The organism is Pseudomonas sp. 7-41, assembly GCF_021233075.1.
Lineage (GTDB): Bacteria > Pseudomonadota > Gammaproteobacteria > Pseudomonadales > Pseudomonadaceae > Aquipseudomonas > Aquipseudomonas veronii.
This window is the reverse complement of record NZ_CP089551.1, coordinates 1,898,124-1,914,497: the sequence shown is the minus strand read 5'-3', so window position 1 is coordinate 1,914,497 and position 16,374 is coordinate 1,898,124. Positions and strand designations below refer to the sequence as shown.

17 protein-coding genes and 1 tRNA gene are annotated in these 16,374 nt (G+C 59.3%); 5 read left to right on the top strand and 13 right to left on the bottom strand.

Annotated elements, in window-relative coordinates:
* Window positions 1-10: 10 nt before the first annotated feature.
* Window positions 11-829 (top strand): DUF6236 family protein, encoded by an 819-nt coding sequence (locus LQ249_RS08590; RefSeq protein WP_232566358.1) that lies wholly within the window; start codon window positions 11-13, stop codon window positions 827-829.
* 889 nt (window positions 830-1,718) lie between these two features.
* Here the strand turns inward: LQ249_RS08590 and LQ249_RS08585 are convergent.
* The 5 genes from LQ249_RS08585 to dapA all read right to left on the bottom strand — a co-directional run bounded on the left by LQ249_RS08585 (window position 1,719) and on the right by dapA (window position 5,407).
* Window positions 1,719-1,808, bottom strand: a tRNA-Ser gene (locus LQ249_RS08585).
* An 83-nt stretch (window positions 1,809-1,891) separates the two neighbouring features.
* A complete protein-coding gene (gene purC, locus LQ249_RS08580) occupies window positions 1,892-2,605 on the bottom strand; it encodes a phosphoribosylaminoimidazolesuccinocarboxamide synthase (protein ID WP_057004972.1) in 714 nt (237 codons plus the stop codon).
* A gap of 27 nt (window positions 2,606-2,632) precedes the next feature.
* Window positions 2,633-3,391 (bottom strand): MBL fold metallo-hydrolase, encoded by a 759-nt coding sequence (locus LQ249_RS08575; RefSeq protein ID WP_017844920.1) that lies wholly within the window; start codon window positions 3,389-3,391, stop codon window positions 2,633-2,635.
* A gap of 4 nt (window positions 3,392-3,395) precedes the next feature.
* Window positions 3,396-4,511: an outer membrane protein assembly factor BamC gene (bamC, locus tag LQ249_RS08570; protein WP_046384365.1), complete on the bottom strand. Its 1,116-nt coding sequence runs from the start codon at window positions 4,509-4,511 to the stop codon at window positions 3,396-3,398.
* Window positions 4,512-4,528: 17 nt separating this feature from the next.
* Entirely contained in the window at window positions 4,529-5,407 is an 879-nt protein-coding gene (gene dapA, locus LQ249_RS08565; protein ID WP_017844918.1) for a 4-hydroxy-tetrahydrodipicolinate synthase, read from the bottom strand.
* Between the two features lie 273 nt (window positions 5,408-5,680).
* Here dapA and LQ249_RS08560 point away from each other — a divergent pair, with 273 nt between their 5' ends.
* The gene (locus LQ249_RS08560) at window positions 5,681-6,241 is read left to right on the top strand and encodes a glycine cleavage system protein R (RefSeq protein ID WP_003172487.1); all 561 of its coding nucleotides are present in this window, start codon (window positions 5,681-5,683) and stop codon (window positions 6,239-6,241) included.
* A 10-nt stretch (window positions 6,242-6,251) separates the two neighbouring features.
* A complete protein-coding gene (locus LQ249_RS08555; RefSeq protein WP_046384366.1) occupies window positions 6,252-6,725 on the top strand; it encodes a peroxiredoxin in 474 nt (157 codons plus the stop codon).
* A 38-nt stretch (window positions 6,726-6,763) separates the two neighbouring features.
* On the opposite strand, the gene LQ249_RS08550 is transcribed toward LQ249_RS08555, so the two are convergent.
* Together LQ249_RS08550 and LQ249_RS08545 are read right to left on the bottom strand one after the other, a co-directional pair.
* Window positions 6,764-7,834 carry an AI-2E family transporter gene (locus LQ249_RS08550; protein WP_017844916.1) on the bottom strand — a complete coding sequence of 357 codons (1,071 nt, stop codon included), beginning with the start codon at window positions 7,832-7,834 and terminating at the stop codon, window positions 6,764-6,766.
* Window positions 7,835-7,866: 32 nt separating this feature from the next.
* Complete coding sequence (locus tag LQ249_RS08545; RefSeq protein WP_017844915.1) at window positions 7,867-8,106, bottom strand: sulfurtransferase TusA family protein; 240 nt, start codon at window positions 8,104-8,106, stop codon at window positions 7,867-7,869.
* Window positions 8,107-8,201: 95 nt separating this feature from the next.
* Here LQ249_RS08545 and LQ249_RS08540 point away from each other — a divergent pair, with 95 nt between their 5' ends.
* Window positions 8,202-9,635 carry a M48 family metalloprotease gene (locus LQ249_RS08540; RefSeq protein WP_057004971.1) on the top strand — a complete coding sequence of 478 codons (1,434 nt, stop codon included), beginning with the start codon at window positions 8,202-8,204 and terminating at the stop codon, window positions 9,633-9,635.
* Window positions 9,636-9,700: 65 nt separating this feature from the next.
* On the opposite strand, the gene LQ249_RS08535 is transcribed toward LQ249_RS08540, so the two are convergent.
* From LQ249_RS08535 to rpoE, 4 genes are all read right to left on the bottom strand, one after another.
* Window positions 9,701-11,140: a DegQ family serine endoprotease gene (locus LQ249_RS08535; RefSeq protein WP_108524274.1), complete on the bottom strand. Its 1,440-nt coding sequence runs from the start codon at window positions 11,138-11,140 to the stop codon at window positions 9,701-9,703.
* Window positions 11,141-11,375: 235 nt separating this feature from the next.
* Window positions 11,376-12,338, bottom strand: coding sequence for a MucB/RseB C-terminal domain-containing protein (locus LQ249_RS08530; RefSeq protein ID WP_046384369.1), 963 nt, complete (start codon window positions 12,336-12,338; stop codon window positions 11,376-11,378).
* Window positions 12,339-12,354: 16 nt separating this feature from the next.
* Window positions 12,355-12,942: a sigma-E factor negative regulatory protein gene (locus tag LQ249_RS08525; protein WP_046384370.1), complete on the bottom strand. Its 588-nt coding sequence runs from the start codon at window positions 12,940-12,942 to the stop codon at window positions 12,355-12,357.
* Between the two features lie 32 nt (window positions 12,943-12,974).
* Window positions 12,975-13,556, bottom strand: coding sequence for an RNA polymerase sigma factor RpoE (rpoE, locus tag LQ249_RS08520; RefSeq protein ID WP_003172477.1), 582 nt, complete (start codon window positions 13,554-13,556; stop codon window positions 12,975-12,977).
* 462 nt (window positions 13,557-14,018) lie between these two features.
* On the opposite strand from rpoE, the gene nadB reads away from it, so the two are divergent.
* Window positions 14,019-15,635: an L-aspartate oxidase gene (nadB, locus tag LQ249_RS08515; protein WP_017844910.1), complete on the top strand. Its 1,617-nt coding sequence runs from the start codon at window positions 14,019-14,021 to the stop codon at window positions 15,633-15,635.
* On the opposite strand, the gene LQ249_RS08510 is transcribed toward nadB, so the two are convergent.
* Both LQ249_RS08510 and LQ249_RS08505 read right to left on the bottom strand, forming a co-directional pair.
* Window positions 15,604-16,053: a protein YgfX gene (locus LQ249_RS08510; protein ID WP_017844909.1), complete on the bottom strand. Its 450-nt coding sequence runs from the start codon at window positions 16,051-16,053 to the stop codon at window positions 15,604-15,606. The genes nadB and LQ249_RS08510 overlap by 32 nt on opposite strands.
* Window positions 16,037-16,291, bottom strand: coding sequence for an FAD assembly factor SdhE (locus LQ249_RS08505; RefSeq protein WP_057004969.1), 255 nt, complete (start codon window positions 16,289-16,291; stop codon window positions 16,037-16,039). Before LQ249_RS08505 ends, LQ249_RS08510 begins: the two co-directional genes overlap by 17 nt.
* Between the last annotated feature and the right edge of the window lie 83 nt (window positions 16,292-16,374).

Sequence of the window (16,374 nt, the reverse complement as noted above, 5' to 3'; positions counted from 1 at the left end):
TACACACAACATGACTATTGAAAACAACATGAGAGGGATAGTTATAGCACCCTCACTAGATCTCGACGCACATAAAAATATTAGCTACTTAGGAACCATTCACCCTGACACCTTTAAAAAATACTTACTTTACTTTGACAAAATTGACATCCCAAAAACTACCAGAATAGGTTTTGAATCAACACCTGACGATAAATTTCTCGAGAGCGCTGGGATCTTAGAGCACACGCTGCACGACGAGGGCTCTACATTTCAGCCAAAGCACACAAAACTAAACCTAATCGAAAATGCCCTGAAGATACGCCATAGTGTCCAACCTGGGCAGTGGAGCCTGGCGAATCACAAGCTCTCTCCGAGCGAGAACCAGCTTACGAAGAACCCAGGGATCGAAATAAAAATTTATGAATGCCTACCGATTCCAAGCCCAGAATCATCTTTCGACGACATATTAAACTACAAAGACAAGAGAGAAGATGAACTATTAGAATTTCGAAATCATCTAGACGACATCTACCAACTGATTCTTTCTCAGCCAGACACCGAGAGAGGTTTAGTGACAGCAATAGCAAACCTCAAAAAATCCATAACCAACGTCAATGCCTCAGCTACGAAAGGCCTACTACGAAGAGTTGCTTCCAGCTTCAACATCAGCCTTAACATCGAAAGCACTTTTTCGTTGGCCAGTGCTTTACTAGCAGGAGACAAAAGTCAGGTCATCAAAGAAGCATTGGGTTTCATTAGCTTTGAACCTGCAAAACTATTTACAGCGACTGAGATCCCGAAGGATCTAAAGGCGCTCTCTTATTTGGTCAACCTCAACAAAATATGACATCACTCGTCCAACCTTTATAACTCGATAGCGATGGGGATCCGTCCTATGCGGGGATGCAGCAACCAACCTGAGATCTTTTTACTCTCTAACAGAAAATCTACAAAGTAGGCGTTTCAAGTGTTTTTCCGCAACGACACAGTGATAAAACTTTGACGCACTATCGGCGCAAACTGTCCTGACAGATGGTCAAGTACCGCGTCTCTCAGAGCGTCTCGATAACTCAGCAATCATTCGATCATGCAGTCGCTGGACCCAGTTGCGATAAGTCCTATCCGCCGATGGCTCCAGTCCCAGCTGCCGCATCTGCTCAGCAACGGACAGCTCCCGTTCCGGTAGATAGCGCAAGCTCGCCAATTTGGCTAACCGCTGGCCCTACTCACCTTGATGTTGCAACCAGGCCAATGCGGCTTCCACCTCGCGTGCCATGTGATCGGGACCGGCTCCCACGAGTAGATCCCTCGAGCCCGGCGTACCACGGCCCCCCCCGCCCCCCAGTTTTGGCAAGACATTCGAAAGAGAATCGGTGCGCGTTTGGCAGCATCAACACGGACTCGAACAAAGTAAGCATCTTTCAGCTCGAAGTGATATTCGCTTTCGGGGGGAGTTCATGGTTTTTTCACCCCTATCCAAAAGCTGCAGGTACGTGCGCGCTTCGGCGTACCGAATAACGCCTGCTGTGCCTTCTACGGAGGCCACCACATTGCTTGAGTAGGCAGCGGTGGGAGAGCCGCGCAACAAGGCGCGGTAGCGGGTATCGCATCACCAAATCCTTATGAGTGATGGAAGGCTGCTGGGCGAGCCTTGAGAATTGCCCTAAACCAAACCCCAACAACGAAAAAGCCCCTGAAATGTTCAACCATTTCAGGGGCTTAGTCGTATTCAATAATGGCGGAGAGATAGGGATTCGAACCCTAGGTACCGGTGAAGGTACAACGGATTTCGAATCCGTCCCATTCGGCCACTCTGGCATCTCTCCAACGGCGCGCATCATAACAGCCTGTCTCTGGAAAGCAAAGCGCCGAAGCGATTTTTTTCCGTGCTATCAGATGCTTGCGTCGATTACAGCGGTACGCCGAGGCGCTTGGCGACTTCTTCGTAGGCTTCGATCACATCACCGAGGCCTTGGCGGAAGCGGTCCTTGTCCATCTTCTTCTTGGTGTCCTTGTCCCACAGGCGGCAGCCGTCCGGGCTGAATTCGTCGCCCAGGACGATGGAGCCGTCGTGGAACACGCCGAATTCAAGCTTGAAGTCGACCAGCAAGAGGCCGGCGGCGTCGAACAGCTTGCTCAGCACGTCGTTGACCTTGAGGGACAGTTCCTTCATGCGCGCCAGTTGCTCGGCGGTGCCCCAGCCGAACGCCACGACGTGGGATTCGTTGATGAACGGGTCGCCCTTGGCGTCGTCCTTCAGGAACAGCTCGAACGTGTAAGGGTTGAGCTTGAGGCCCTCCTCCACGCCCAGGCGCTTGACCAGGCTGCCAGCGGCGTAGTTACGCACGACGCATTCGACCGGGATCATGTCCAGCTTCTTGACCAGGCACTCGTTGTCGCTCAGCAGTTTGTCAAATTGGGTCGGAATGCCGGCCGCTTCGAGTTTCTGCATGATGAAGGCGTTGAACTTGTTGTTCACCATGCCCTTGCGATCCAGTTGTTCGATGCGCTTGCCGTCGAACGCCGAAGTGTCGTTGCGAAACAGCAGGATCAGGCGGTTGGCGTCGTCGGTCTTGTATACCGACTTGGCTTTGCCGCGGTAGAGTTCTTCACGTTTTTCCATGATGGGCTCCGCTTTGAGTGAGGTGGGCTAGGCGATGTGTCGCCAGTCGAGCCCTGAATCTTGATCGGCCAGTTGCAGCCAGTCCGGGTCGCACCCAAGGGTATCGACAAAACATTGCCGGGCCAGCTGCGGCAGGTTGTTCTTGCTGCTCAGGTGGGCCAGGACCAGGTGTTGCAGGTCTTGCCAGCCCAACTCATACACCAGGTACGCCGCCTGGTGGTTGTTCAAATGCCCGAGTTCGCCGCCCACCCGTTGCTTGAGAAAGTACGGGTAATGACCGCGAGCCAACAGGTCTCGGCAGTGGTTGGACTCGATCATCAATGCATCGAGATCCCGGTAACCGTCCAGCACCTTGGCGCAGTAGGAGCCCAGGTCGGTGAGTACGCCGAAACGTCGCTCGCCGCCACTGAATACATACTGCGTCGGCTCCTGGGCGTCATGCGCCACGGCAATCACATCGATGCTCAAGGCACCGATCTGCAACTGCTCGCCACCGGCCAGGAAGCCTGCGGGTTCAATGGGTTTGCGCATCCCGCGCAAGGTGCCGCGACTCAGGTACACCGGAAGATTGTAGCGCCGAGACAGCAAACCCACGCCATGCACATGGTCGGCATGTTCGTGGGTCACCAGAATCGCGCTCAGCTGCGAGGGGTGAACCCCCAGGCGCAGCAGGCGCCGCTCGGTTTCCCTTAACGAGAAACCACAATCCACCAGCACATACGTGTCGTCTTGAGCGACCAGCGTGCCGTTCCCTTGGCTACCGCTGCCGAGAACGGCAAAACGCATCGGATCAGCCCAGGTTGTCCTGAATCACGCCCAACACTTTGCGCGCTGTTTCAGCTGGCGCAACGGTGTTGATGTTCTTCTCGACGGTGACTTGCACGCTGTCGCCAACCTTGCTCAAACGAATCTGATAACGCTCGGCGCGGGTTTCGATCTCTTCCTTGGTCGGCGCGCTGCCGAACAATTTGCTGAAGAAACCTGGCTCGGCGTCTTTCTTCTCGGCTTTTTCCGCCACGTTGATGTAGTACAGGCCCAGGCTGCGGTTGATGTCTTCAACACGCCAAGGGCCTTGTTCCAACGCGCGACCGACACTGGCCCAGGCACGGTCCAGATCTTCACCCAGGTTCAGCACCACGTTGCCGCTGCCGTCTTCGGTGAGGCTGACGCGGCTCGGGGTATCGTAATCGCGTGCGGCGAGCAGGGAGATCGAACCGCCCTTCTCGGAAATACGGCTCATGCTGGCCAGCATCTCGTCGACCAGTGCGGCGTCGACGCCGGTGTTGACCGAGCGGTTGGTGAACTCGACGTTGGACGTGCTGCCGGCAGGACGCTCGGCGCTGACCACATAGACTTCACTGGTATTGCGCTGCACGCCAGGCTCGATGCGTACACGTACACGGGCTTCGCTGTCAGCGGCGATACCGCCGGACTGCAAACGCTTGGCCATGCTGGCGGACAGCTCGCTGCCCTGCTGCCACGCAGTGGTGAACTCACCGGTCTGCGGGCGCTGCTCGTCGATGCGGAAGCCATTGTCCTGGAAGAACTGCACCGCCACCGGCCAGACTTCGGCAGGTGGGCGCTGTGCCACGATCCAACGCGAATCGCCGCTCTTCTGCAGGCTGTAGTCGCTGGTATTCGCCACGGCCGAGATCGGTTGTGGACGCGGCACCACGTATTCACCCTTGGCGGTGTCGTCGGCGACATTGCGCGGAATCGGCAGCAACGGGTCAAGGCGCTTGGCGACATTGACGTCCGGCGGCAGTTGCATCGGTTTGGTTGCTTGTGCTTCCAGGTAATCGCTGCCGCGGTCACGGAAGTAGCCTTCCGGGCCCCAGATCCAACCGCAGCCGCTGGTGCTGGAGATAATCAAGGCAAGTGCGGAAAGTCCGGCCAATCGCTTCATGCGTAGTGCTTCCTCAATTAAACCAGGACGCCGGACTGGCGCAGGGCCTGTCGCAGCGGTTCGTGACAGGCTTCGCTGAGGCGGGTGAGCGGCAGACGGATACCGTCCGGCATCATGCCCATCTCGAACAGCGCCCATTTCACGGGAATAGGGTTGGATTCGATAAACAGTGTCTTGTTGAGCGGCATCAGTTTTTCGTGAATCGCACGCGCGGTCACGGCATCGCCGGCGAGGGCGGCGGCGCACATGTCGCTCATGGCACGCGGGGCCACGTTGGCGGTCACCGAGATGTTGCCCTTGCCGCCCAACAGGATCAGCTCGACAGCAGTGGCATCGTCGCCGGAATACACCAGGAAGTCGCTGCTCACGCCTGCCAGGATGTCCTTGGCGCGCTGCAGGTCGCCGGTGGCTTCCTTGATGCCGATGATGTTCGGCACGGTGGACAGGCGGATCACGGTCTCGGCCTTCATGTCGCACGCGGTGCGACCTGGCACGTTATAGAGGATCTGCGGGATATCGACCGCTTCGGCAATGGTGCGGAAGTGCTGGTACAGGCCTTCCTGGGTCGGCTTGTTGTAGTACGGGGTCACCAGCAGGCAGGCGTCGGCGCCGGCTTTCTTGGCGTTCCTGGTCAGCTCGATCGCTTCACGCGTCGAGTTGGCGCCCGTACCGGCGATCACGGCGATACGGCCCGCGACACGCTTGACCACGAACTCGATGACCTGGATGTGTTCTTCCACGTCGAGAGTGGCCGACTCACCTGTGGTGCCGACCGCCACAATGGCGTTGGTGCCCTCTTGCAGGTGGAAGTCCACCAGTTTGCCCAGGCTATCCCAGTCGAGACGACCTTGTGCATCCATGGGTGTGACCAGTGCCACCATACTGCCCGCAATCATGCAACCGCTCCTGCCGGAAAAAGAGAGCCGTAATGGTACTGGCGCCAAGATGCTTGTACAAGCGAAGTACCGCCTGAGGATGCGTTCTGGCGCAACTAAACGACGGGCATTGCCATCATTGCGCGAAAGTGCGGGCCGAGACGGGGTAAAAACCCGCCGATCACGCAATGAAAACGCCACCTCCTATCCCTTGGCGACGCTTTTCGCTACCCTTCATGCTTTGATCGATACAGCCCTCACCGTATCGACCGCTCATCGTTTTAGGAAGGCTGCATGTCCACCCCCACAGTTCGCGAACAATTCCTTGTTATCAGTGCCCTCGGCGCCAACCCCATGGAGCTGACCAACGTCCTGTGCCGCGCCAGCCATGAAAACCGCTGCGCCGTCGTCACCTCCCGTCTCACCCGCCATGGCGAGTGCAGTGCGCTGGTGCTGCAGATTTCCGGCACCTGGGACGCCCTGGCACGCCTGGAGACCGGCCTGCCGGGCCTGGCCAAGAAGCACGACTTCACCGTCAATGTGGTACGCAGTGCCGCGCTGGAAAACCGCCCGCAGGCCCTGCCTTATGTGGCATATGTCAGTTCGGCCTACCGCTCGGACATCGTCAACGAGTTGTGCCAGTTCTTCATCGACCATAACGTCGAGCTGGAAAACCTCACCTGCGACACCTACCAGGCACCGCAAACCGGCGGCACCATGCTCAACGCCACGTTTACCGTGACCTTGCCGGCCGGCGTGCAGATCAGTTGGCTGCGCGACCAGTTCCTCGACTTCGCCGATGCCCTGAACCTCGACGCATTGATCGAGCCGTGGCGCCCACAGAACCCAATGTAAGGAAGCCCCCATGGCGGTAGTCATCGACAAACCCGTAGCCGATTTCGAAGCCCAGGCCACCAGCGGCCAGACCTTCAGCCTCGCTGCCCTCAAGGGCAAGCAAGTGGTGATCTACTTCTACCCGAAGGACAGCACCCCGGGTTGCACCACCGAAGGCCAGGGTTTCCGTGACCAGTACGCAGCGTTCAAGGCAGCCAACACCGAAGTGTTTGGCGTGTCGCGCGACAGCGTGAAGTCCCATGAGAACTTCAAGGGCAAGCAGGAATTCCCGTTCGAGCTGATCAGCGACAAGGACGAAGCGGTTTGCCAGCTGTTTGATGTGATCAAGCTGAAGAAGCTGTATGGCAAGGAATACCTGGGCGTGGATCGCAGCACCTTCCTGATCGACAAGGATGGCGTGCTGCGCCAGGAATGGCGTGGCGTGAAAGTGCCAGGGCATGTGGACGCCGTGCTGGCGGCCGCCCAGGCTTTGCATAACGCGTGAGCATCATCGGGAGAGGGCGCACGCGCCCTCCCCTCGCTTCAGAGTAAGGGCGCCACCACCGGTTCCTGCCGCGGCCATGCATCCAGCACCGCCTTGAACAGCGTCGCCAGAGGGATCGCAAAGAACACGCCCCAGAACCCCCACAACCCGCCGAACAACAATACCGCGCAGATGATCGCCACCGGATGCAGGTTGACCGCCTCCGAGAACAGCAGCGGCACCAGTACGTTGCCGTCCAGGGTCTGGATGATGCCGTACACCGCCATCAGGTAGATAAACTGGTCGCTCCAGCCCCACTGGAACAAGGCGATCAACGTGACCGGCACCGTCACCACCACCGCGCCGACATACGGCACCACCACTGAAATGCCCACCAACAATGCCAGCAGCGCCGCGTAGTTCAGGTCCAGGGCAATAAAGGCGATGTAGGTCACGCCGCCACAGATGATGATCTCGATCACCTTGCCGCGAATGTAGTTGGCGATCTGCCGGTTCATCTCCTCGGCCACCCGGGTGATCAGCGCACGCTCACGCGGCAGATAGCCACTTACCCAGCGGCCGATCATCGCGCGGTCCTTGAGGAAGAAAAACACCAGGATCGGCACCAGCACCAGGTAGATCATGATGTTGACCAGCAACGGCAGGCTGGACAGGGAAAAGGTCACCGCCCACTGCCCGAACTTTCCGATCTCGCCGCGTGCCACTTCGATGGCTTGCAATACCTGCTCATCCGACACCAGATGCGGGTAGCGCTCCGGCAACAGCAGCAATAGAGACTGCCATTTGGCGAGCATGCCGGGCAACTCATTGAACAGGGTGATCAACTGGTGCCACAGCAGTGGCACGACCACCACGATAAATACCAGCAACAGCCCCATGAACAAAGCAAATACCAGCCCCACTGCCGCCGCGCCCGGTAAGCGCAGACGCTCCAGGGTGGTGACCAACCCCTGCATCAGGTAGGCCAGCACCATCCCCGCCAGTACCGGGGCGAGCATGCCACCCAGGGTGAGGACGGCGGTAAAGGCCAGGAACAGCAGGACCGCCAGCACCACGGCTTCCTCGTCGGAGAAGTAGCGCTGAATCCAGTCTCGTAACACTTTGAACATCAATCAACCTCGGGTGGTGGGAAGCGGACGCTTCAGGCCTTGCGCAACCAATAACGGTAGACACCGGCGGCGTCTTCTTCATGCACCAGGGTATGACCGGCCAGCCTGGCAAAGGTGCGGAAATCACGCTGGGAACCGGCATCCGTGGCGATGACTTTGAGCACCGCGCCGCTGGCCAATCGATTGAGTTCGAGTTTGGCCTTGAGCAAAGGCAACGGGCAATTGAGGCCGCTGGCATCGAGTTCGGCATCAAAGGCTACAGCGTCGGTCATGGTTTTACTCCGGGCAAGCGTTCAGGTTGCTTAGAATATCTGGTCCGACGCTCAGTGTCCGGCTACAGTAAGCTCTTTGTCGAAAGGCTCTGTGCATGACTTTTTTGCGCCCCACCCTGCTGACGCTGGCCTGCCTGCTGGCCTCCCCGGCCTTTGCCGACGACCTGCCGTCACTTGGCGACGCCAGCTCAGCCATTGTCTCGCCGCAACAGGAATACCAACTGGGTCGCGCCTGGCTTGCCTACTTACGCGGCCAGGTGGCGCAGCTCAACGATCCGCAGCTCAAGGATTACGTCGAAACCAGCGTGTACAAACTGGTGGAGACCAGCCAGGTCAATGACCGCCGCCTGGAGTTCATCCTGATCGACAGCCCGCAGCTCAACGCCTTTGCCGCACCTGGCGGTATCGTCGGGGTCAACGGCGGGTTGTTCCTCAACGCTCAGACCGAAGGTGAATACGCCTCGGTGCTGGCCCACGAACTGGCTCACTTGTCCCAGCGTCACTTCGCGCGCGGCGTCGAAGCGCAACAGCGCATGCAGATCCCGATGATGGCCGCGATGCTCGGCGGCATCATTGCCGCCGCAGCCGGTGCGGGCGACGCCGGCATTGCTGCAATTGCCGGCACCCAGGCCGCGGCGATCCAGGAACAACGGCGGTTCTCGCGCCAGAATGAACAAGAGGCCGACCGCATCGGCATCCTCAACCTGGAGAAAGCCGGTTACGACCCACGCTCCATGCCGACCATGTTCGAGCGCCTGATGCGTCAATACCGCTTCGACGCCAAGCCGCCGGAATTCCTGCTGACTCACCCGGTGACCGAATCGCGCATCGCCGACACCCGCAACCGCGCCGAACAGGCCAAGCTCGGCGGCACCGAAGACAGCCTGCGTTATCAATTGATTCGCGCACGGGTGCAGCTGAAATACGAAGACACGCCAGGCCTCGCCGCCAAGCGCTTCCAGGCCCAACTGGACGAAAACCCGAAAAGCGACGTGGCGCGCTATGGTCTGGCCATCGCCCAAATCAAGGGGACCAAGCTCAAGGAAGCCCGGGAAAACCTGGCCCCGCTGTTGGCCAAGTCGCCCAACGACATTACCTACAACCTGGCGCAGATCGAACTGGACATCACCAACAACCGCTTGCCGGATGCCCAGCAACGCACTGACCGGATGCTCACCCAGTACCCCGGCAACTATCCGCTGAACCAGGTGCGAGTGGACCTTTTACTCAAACAGAACCGCACCGCCGATGCGGAAAAGGCCCTGGACGGTTTGCTCAAGTCGCGCCCGGACGATCCGGACGTGTGGTACCAAGTCGCCGAAACGCGCGGCTTGTCCGGCAATATCATCGGCCTGCACCAGGCGCGCGCCGAGTACTTCGCCCTGGTCGGCGACTTCCAGCAAGCCATTCAACAACTGGACTTCGCCAAGCGCCGTGCCGGCAGCAACTTCCCACTGTCGTCACGTATCGACGCACGCCAGCGTGAGCTGATCGAACAGGAACGCTTGGTGAAAGGAATGATGGGCTAAACCCACCGCCCACAAAAAAGCCCCGCCCTCGTTAAACGAAGGCGGGGCTTTTTTATGCGCCGGTGTTACTCAGCCAACTTGAAGGTAATGAAGCTGGCACGGCCCTGACGCAGGACGCGCATCGAGACCGAACGGTTCTTCGGCAGCGCCTTGGCGATGTCGGTGAACTGCTTGGTGCTGTCGATGGCCTGATTGTTCAGGTGAGTGATCACATCGCCTGGCTGCAGGCCGATCAACGCGGCAGGACCGTCCTGCACTTCCTTGATCACCACGCCGCTTTTCAGGTCGAAGGCCTTCTTCTGCTCGTCCGTCAGCTCGGCCACGGCAATACCCAGGCGATTGCTGCTGCGCTCGGCGCCCGGCTTGGCGCTACCGAGGGCATCAAGGGTCGCGCCTTCTTCCGGAATGGCGCCGACGGTCAGTTCAACGTTCTGGCGCTTGCCTTCACGGATCACTTCCAGCTTGGCTTTGCTGCCCGCCTTGAGCGCGCCCACCAAATGCGGCAGGTCTGCCGACATGACGATCGGCTGGCCGTTCATGCTCAGAATCACGTCGCCGACTTGCAGGCCGCCCTTGGCTGCCGGGCCGTCGTCCTGGATCTGAGCGACCAGCGCACCGGCCGGCTTGTCGAGGCCGAAGGACTCGGCCAGGTCCTTGTTCACTTCCTGGATCACCACGCCCAACCAGCCACGGCTGACCTTGCCGCCGCTTTTGAGTTGGTTGGAAACGTCCATGGCCACGTCGATCGGGATGGCGAACGACACGCCCATGAAGCCACCGGAGCGCGTGTAGATCTGCGAGTTGATGCCGACCACCTCGCCGTTCAGGTTGAACAGCGGGCCACCGGAGTTACCTGGGTTGATCGGTACGTCGGTCTGGATGAACGGCACGTAGTTTTCGTTGGGCAGGCTGCGGCCGATGGCGCTGACGATGCCTTGGGTCACGGTGTGGTCAAAGCCAAACGGCGAACCGATCGCCACGACCCATTGCCCGGCCTTCAGGTCCTGGGACTTGCCCAGTTTCAGCACAGGCAGGTCCTTGCCGTCGATCTTCAGCAACGCCACGTCGGAACGTGGGTCGGTGCCGACCAGCTTGGCTTTCAACTCGCTGCGGTCAGCCAGACGGACGAGGATCTCGTCAGCGTCGGCAATCACATGGTTGTTAGTCAGGATGTAGCCATCGGGCGAGATGATGAAGCCTGAGCCCAAGGACTGCGCTTCACGCTGGCCACCGCCACCACCACGGGGCGCGCGTTGTTGCGGCATGCCACGCTCGAAGAACTCGCGCAGCATCGGCGGCAGGCCTTCCAGGTCCGGCATCTGCTGGTCGGAGACTTTGCGCTCGGGCAGTTTTTGCGTGGTACTGATGTTCACCACGGCAGGCGAGGCCTGCTCGACCAATTGGGTGAAATCAGGCAGCTCGACCGCTTGCGCGGGCACGGCCTGACCCAACACCAACAATGTGGCGACTATGGATAAATAGGACTTCAAGCGTGGTATCGACATACAGCTCCCGTTACGACGAGCAGGGTTGGGCGACAGGGTTCTGGAAACGCCGGAAACTGTGACCGACATCTCCGTTCCGCGAACAAAACATGGTCAGCGCCGACAAGCCCTGACCTATAAAAAATATGAGGGATTTTTGCAAGTGAAAATGCTGGACCAGACATTTCATGATGCTCGGCAGCCAACCTCGCATGGACGTAGGGTGAAAGGCCAGGATGAACATAAGATTAACGATTCACGGCTTGGCGGCTGGTTTTTTTTCACCGCGCACCGACAGCGCGATGCGCTCGGCGGTGCCCATGGGGATTTCGCCCACTACCGTGACCATCATTTCGCCATCCACCGTATTCAGCCGACGCGACACCGCCACCGTCGGGCCCAACTGGGTACGGGTTTCGGTAACGCCGGATTCGCCGATCGGCTCAAGAAATACCGAAAACCGCGCCAGCCCATCTTCATACATCCGACTGTCGACCGTCGCTTTGGTCTGGGTGTCTTTGCGCGCATTGCTGCTGGTCAACTGGAAACCCGGCGGCAACCATTCCAGATGCCAGTCCTGGGCAGGTTGCACCTCGGGCGCTTTAGCCGTGGCCACTGCAATAGGCGTGCAATCGCCAGTGGGTTGCAAGTCGCGATCATCCGGCGTGACCGAGGTGTTCAATCGCGTGAACTGGAAACGCTCCAGCAACTGCCCCTGATCGTTCACCAGCAGGGATTTAAGGGGCAACGCGGTTTCGCGGTCCAGGTGCAACTCAAAACCATAGCGGTATTGGTCACGCGGAGTGATCGACACAATCACCGCATTTCGACCGGCCACGCGAGATTTACCGATGACGGCCAGTTCATAGAATTGCGCGATTTTTTGCGGATCAAGCGCACGTGAAGGGGCATCACGCGAATTGCCGAGGCCGGCGACAAGAGTGCCGCTGACGCATTGCGTCCGACCGTCTACCCGCACGACTTCCTGAGCCGAACCGTCGAGCTGCAAAAGCCGCTCGCGAACCTGACCGTCCTGGACACGATGCCAGATGTCGTGGGTAGAAAAATTGCCGTTACGCTCGTAGACGAACGTACCTTGGAAGCTTTGCTGTTGCTCAGCACGCCCAAGTCGAGTCAACCAGTCTTGGGCATCATCGGCGTGGGCGGGGAGTGCAAACCAACCACTGAGCAAAAGCGTAAGGAGCGGTATGGCGCGCATAGTGCTCCTCAACGGTTCAACGGTTTTCCAGGCTTGCCGCGCGAGCATAAGGCAGAGCGCTTTCAGTGCCTTTCAAGGCCGATTCCTGTGCGTGTTGGCGCAGGTAGCCTGGAAGACGCTGATCCTGCCAGCCGGATTGCCCTTGAAGCACACCGTTCGCCATCGGGCCGGTAGTGTCGGAGCTTTCCTTGTAGCCTGCCAGTACGGCGGGGCCCTTGACTTGCGGGCCAGCCATGATCGGTTGCTGAGTCTGCTGGGCCAGTTCGGCACCGGCGATTTCGTCCTGGTTGTACAGGCGAACACCAGCCAGAACGGCAACAGTCACCGAAGCGGCCACTGCCAGGCGACCCAGGCTACGCCATGGCCCCCGCGCAGCTTTTGCCGGAACGGCTTCATCAGCCAGTGCAGCAGAAACGGCCGCAGCAATATCCAGACGAGGGATTAGAAGATCCTTGTGCATCACCGCCCGAGCGACTTGGTAACGAGACCAGGTATCACGGGTTTCGGCATCACCGAATGCATTGAGCACCCGACGAAGTTCCAGTTCATCCGCTTCGTTATCCATCACTGCGGACAGCGATTCCTGCAGGGCATCACGACTCATGGCGGTTCCTCTCTTGGCTGTCGCCGCTGTCTTTAGTTTTCCTGCAACAACGGTTGCAAGGCTTTATCGATGGCTTCCCGGGCCCGGAAAATCCGTGACCTTACAGTCCCCACCGGACACTGCATGACGCTCGCAATGTCTTCATAACTCAGACCATCGAATTCACGTAAAGTTAACGCCGTCCGTAAATCTTCTGGCAGTTGCTGAATAGTGCGATGAACGGTGCCTTCGATCTCGTCGCGCAGCAATGCACGCTCCGGCGACTCGAGATCTTTGAGGCCGTGATCACCATCGTAAAATTCTGCATCTTCCGAACTGACATCACTATCTGGTGGGCGGCGTCCGCGAGACACCAGATAGTTCTTCGCCGTGTTGATGGCGATGCGGTAGAGCCACGTGTAAAACGCGCTGTCACCGCGGAAATTGCCCAGCGCACGGTATGCCTTGATAAAGGCTTCCTGTGCAACGTCCTGCGCTTCATGGGTGTCGTGCACAAACCGCACGATCAACCCGAGAATTTTGTGCTGGTATTTCAGCACTAGCAGATCAAAAGCTCGCTTGTCGCCGCGTTGAACGCGCTCGACCAGCTGCTGATCCTCTTCCTGGGTTAGCATGAACACTCCTCGTTGTACTTGAAGGAGGCTTGCATAACTGAACGATCAGGCTTGCAAACATAGACTCGGACTTTCCGCAAAAGTTCTCCCCTCCAAGCAAGTTTCCGGCATGCACTGATTTGGCACACACGAAAAACGCAGCGCGGGCAATGCCGGCTGCGCGAATAATCTTGTCGCCGGTTTCCTGACGCGTCCAATGCTCCCGACGGGCCAATAAACTCAACGTTTTCCCAGCTTTCGGGCAACCTGCTATTGAGTCGGGGCTTATGCAAAAAGTTCCCACTTCAATAACCGGTCCATTTACCTTGGCCGTGCACCGTAATTTCACATTGCCACGAATGCGCGGCTATTGTGCCGCTCCCCCCCTCTATATACTAGTAGCCCGTGTGACCCTTTGATTCGCCGATCCAGGCGTCCTGTTTGCGCCAGCCCCTGTGGATCGCTTTTTGCGGAATCCTTCAAATGAGCCAACAGTTTCAACACGATGTCCTGGTGATCGGCAGCGGCGCAGCCGGCCTGAGCCTTGCGCTGACCCTCCCCAGCCACCTGCGCATTGCGGTGCTGAGCAAAGGCGACCTGGCCAATGGCTCGACATTCTGGGCCCAGGGCGGTGTTGCCGCCGTGCTGGACGACACCGACACGGTGCAGTCCCACGTCGAAGACACCCTCAACGCTGGCGGCGGCCTGTGCCACGAAGATGCGGTGCGCTTTACCGTCGAACATAGCCGCGAAGCCATTCAATGGCTGATCGACCAGGGCGTGCCGTTTACCCGTGACGATCACGCCGGCAGCGATGACGGCGGCTTCGAGTTCCACCTGACCCGCGAAGGCGGGCACAGCCATCGCCGCATCATCCACGCCGCCGACGCCACCGGGGCCGCGATCTTCAGGACCCTGCTCGAACAAGCCCGCCAACGCCCGAACATCGAACTGCTCGAGCAACGGGTCGCCGTCGACCTGATCACCGAGAAACGCCTGGGCCTGTCGGGCGAGCGCTGCCTCGGCGCCTATGTACTCAACCGCAACAGCGGCGAAGTCGACACCTACGGTGCGCGCTTCACCATTCTCGCCTCGGGCGGCGCGGCCAAGGTCTACCTCTATACCAGCAACCCCGACGGTGCCTGTGGCGACGGCATCGCCATGGCCTGGCGCTCGGGCTGCCGGGTGGCCAACCTGGAATTCAACCAGTTCCACCCCACCTGCCTGTATCACCCGCTGGCCAAGAGCTTCCTGATCACCGAAGCCCTGCGCGGCGAAGGCGCGCACCTGAAACTGCCGAATGGCGAGCGCTTCATGCAACGCTTCGACCCGCGCGCCGAACTGGCCCCGCGCGATATCGTCGCCCGCGCCATCGACCATGAAATGAAGCGCCTGGGCATCGACTGCGTCTACCTGGACATCAGCCACAAGCCCGAAGCGTTCATCAAGACTCACTTCCCGACGGTCTACGAGCGCTGCCTGGCCTTCAACATCGACATCACCAAAGGCCCGATCCCGGTGGTGCCGGCCGCGCACTACACCTGCGGCGGCGTGATGGTCGACCAACACGGGCGCACCGACGTGCCCGGCCTGTACGCGATCGGCGAAACCAGCTTCACCGGCCTGCACGGCGCCAACCGCATGGCCAGCAACTCGCTGCTCGAATGTTTCGTCTATGCGCGTTCGGCGGCAGCGGACATCCTTGAACAACTGCCGCAGATCCCCGTCCCAGCCGCCCTGCCCCGCTGGGACGCGAGCCAGGTGACCGATTCGGACGAAGACGTGATCATCGCCCACAACTGGGACGAACTGCGACGCTTCATGTGGGACTACGTAGGGATCGTGCGGACCAACAAACGCCTGCAACGCGCACAACACCGCGTGCGACTGTTGCTGGATGAGATCGACGAGTTCTACAGCAACTACAAAGTCAGCCGCGACCTGATCGAATTGCGCAACCTGGCCCAAGTGGCGGAGCTAATGATCCGCTCGGCCATGGAGCGCAAGGAAAGCCGGGGCCTGCATTACACCCTCGACTACCCGCAGATGCTGCCCGAGGCCCGCGATACTATTCTGGTGCCAACCACCTACGCCGACTGAACTTCAGGCGAACCCGCAGGCGCCGGTGTACATCGGCGGCCTGCGAATCCTTGGGCACACAGATCGACCGCACCGCCCATTCGCCCTGCACCCGATAGCGCAGCACCACGATCAACGGCAACGCCAGGCTGTCGGGACGCAGTTGCACGCGGTGCCAGCCGCGCGCTTCGCTCCACAACTGCCACCCGCTTTCGTCACGGCGCAGGCCGCGAATCGACGAACGGTGAGTCAGCCGGATATGGCGCGGGATAACCCAGGCGGCGTGAGCCAGGCACAGCAACAGGCCAAGGCTTGAATAAGGCAAATCGACAAGCAGCAGCGCACCCAGTGCGGACGACTGGGCCAGGAGATAGGCCGCCAGCAACAGCCGCGAGGCCTGCCAGCGGCATTCGAAGGCGGGATTACTTGGGCTGGACACGATCCAGGATCATCCGAACCATGCGCTGCAGCTCCGGGTCTTCCGATTCAGCGCGTTCCATGAACCAGCCGAACATGTCCTGGTCTTCGCATTCCAGCAGGCGCACGTAACACTTGCGATCCACCTCGTTAAGGGTCGAGTAAACCTCTCTGACGAATGGCACCAGCAACACGTCCAGCTCAAGCATGCCGCGACGGCTGTGCCAGTAGAGGCGATTGAGTTCTACATCTTCGACCATGGAACGCTCCTCAAATAGATTGCAAGTATACAGGCCCCAAGGCAGCGGAACAGTCGGCTTTGGTCGCCCCCTACAGAAACTAT

Excerpts from the sequence above, each read along its gene's own strand:
- bamC (WP_046384365.1), bottom strand. The coding sequence starts at position 4,511 with ATGAAGCGATTGGCCGGACTTTCCGCACTTGCCTTGATTATCTCCAGC.
- LQ249_RS08575 (WP_017844920.1), bottom strand. The coding sequence starts at position 3,391 with ATGCGTTTTGCCGTTCTCGGCAGCGGTAGCCAAGGGAACGGCACGCTG.
- LQ249_RS08555 (WP_046384366.1), top strand. The coding sequence starts at position 6,252 with ATGGCGGTAGTCATCGACAAACCCGTAGCCGATTTCGAAGCCCAGGCC.
- LQ249_RS08560 (WP_003172487.1), top strand. The coding sequence starts at position 5,681 with ATGTCCACCCCCACAGTTCGCGAACAATTCCTTGTTATCAGTGCCCTC.
- rpoE (WP_003172477.1), bottom strand. The coding sequence starts at position 13,556 with ATGCTAACCCAGGAAGAGGATCAGCAGCTGGTCGAGCGCGTTCAACGC.
- dapA (WP_017844918.1), bottom strand. The coding sequence starts at position 5,407 with ATGATTGCGGGCAGTATGGTGGCACTGGTCACACCCATGGATGCACAA.
- LQ249_RS08540 (WP_057004971.1), top strand. The coding sequence starts at position 8,202 with ATGACTTTTTTGCGCCCCACCCTGCTGACGCTGGCCTGCCTGCTGGCC.
- LQ249_RS08545 (WP_017844915.1), bottom strand. The coding sequence starts at position 8,106 with ATGACCGACGCTGTAGCCTTTGATGCCGAACTCGATGCCAGCGGCCTC.
- LQ249_RS08505 (WP_057004969.1), bottom strand. The coding sequence starts at position 16,291 with ATGGTCGAAGATGTAGAACTCAATCGCCTCTACTGGCACAGCCGTCGC.
- LQ249_RS08525 (WP_046384370.1), bottom strand. The coding sequence starts at position 12,942 with ATGAGTCGTGATGCCCTGCAGGAATCGCTGTCCGCAGTGATGGATAAC.
- LQ249_RS08530 (WP_046384369.1), bottom strand. The coding sequence starts at position 12,338 with ATGCGCGCCATACCGCTCCTTACGCTTTTGCTCAGTGGTTGGTTTGCA.
- LQ249_RS08550 (WP_017844916.1), bottom strand. The coding sequence starts at position 7,834 with ATGTTCAAAGTGTTACGAGACTGGATTCAGCGCTACTTCTCCGACGAG.
- nadB (WP_017844910.1), top strand. The coding sequence starts at position 14,019 with ATGAGCCAACAGTTTCAACACGATGTCCTGGTGATCGGCAGCGGCGCA.
- LQ249_RS08535 (WP_108524274.1), bottom strand. The coding sequence starts at position 11,140 with ATGTCGATACCACGCTTGAAGTCCTATTTATCCATAGTCGCCACATTG.
- purC (WP_057004972.1), bottom strand. The coding sequence starts at position 2,605 with ATGGAAAAACGTGAAGAACTCTACCGCGGCAAAGCCAAGTCGGTATAC.
- LQ249_RS08590 (WP_232566358.1), top strand. The coding sequence starts at position 11 with ATGACTATTGAAAACAACATGAGAGGGATAGTTATAGCACCCTCACTA.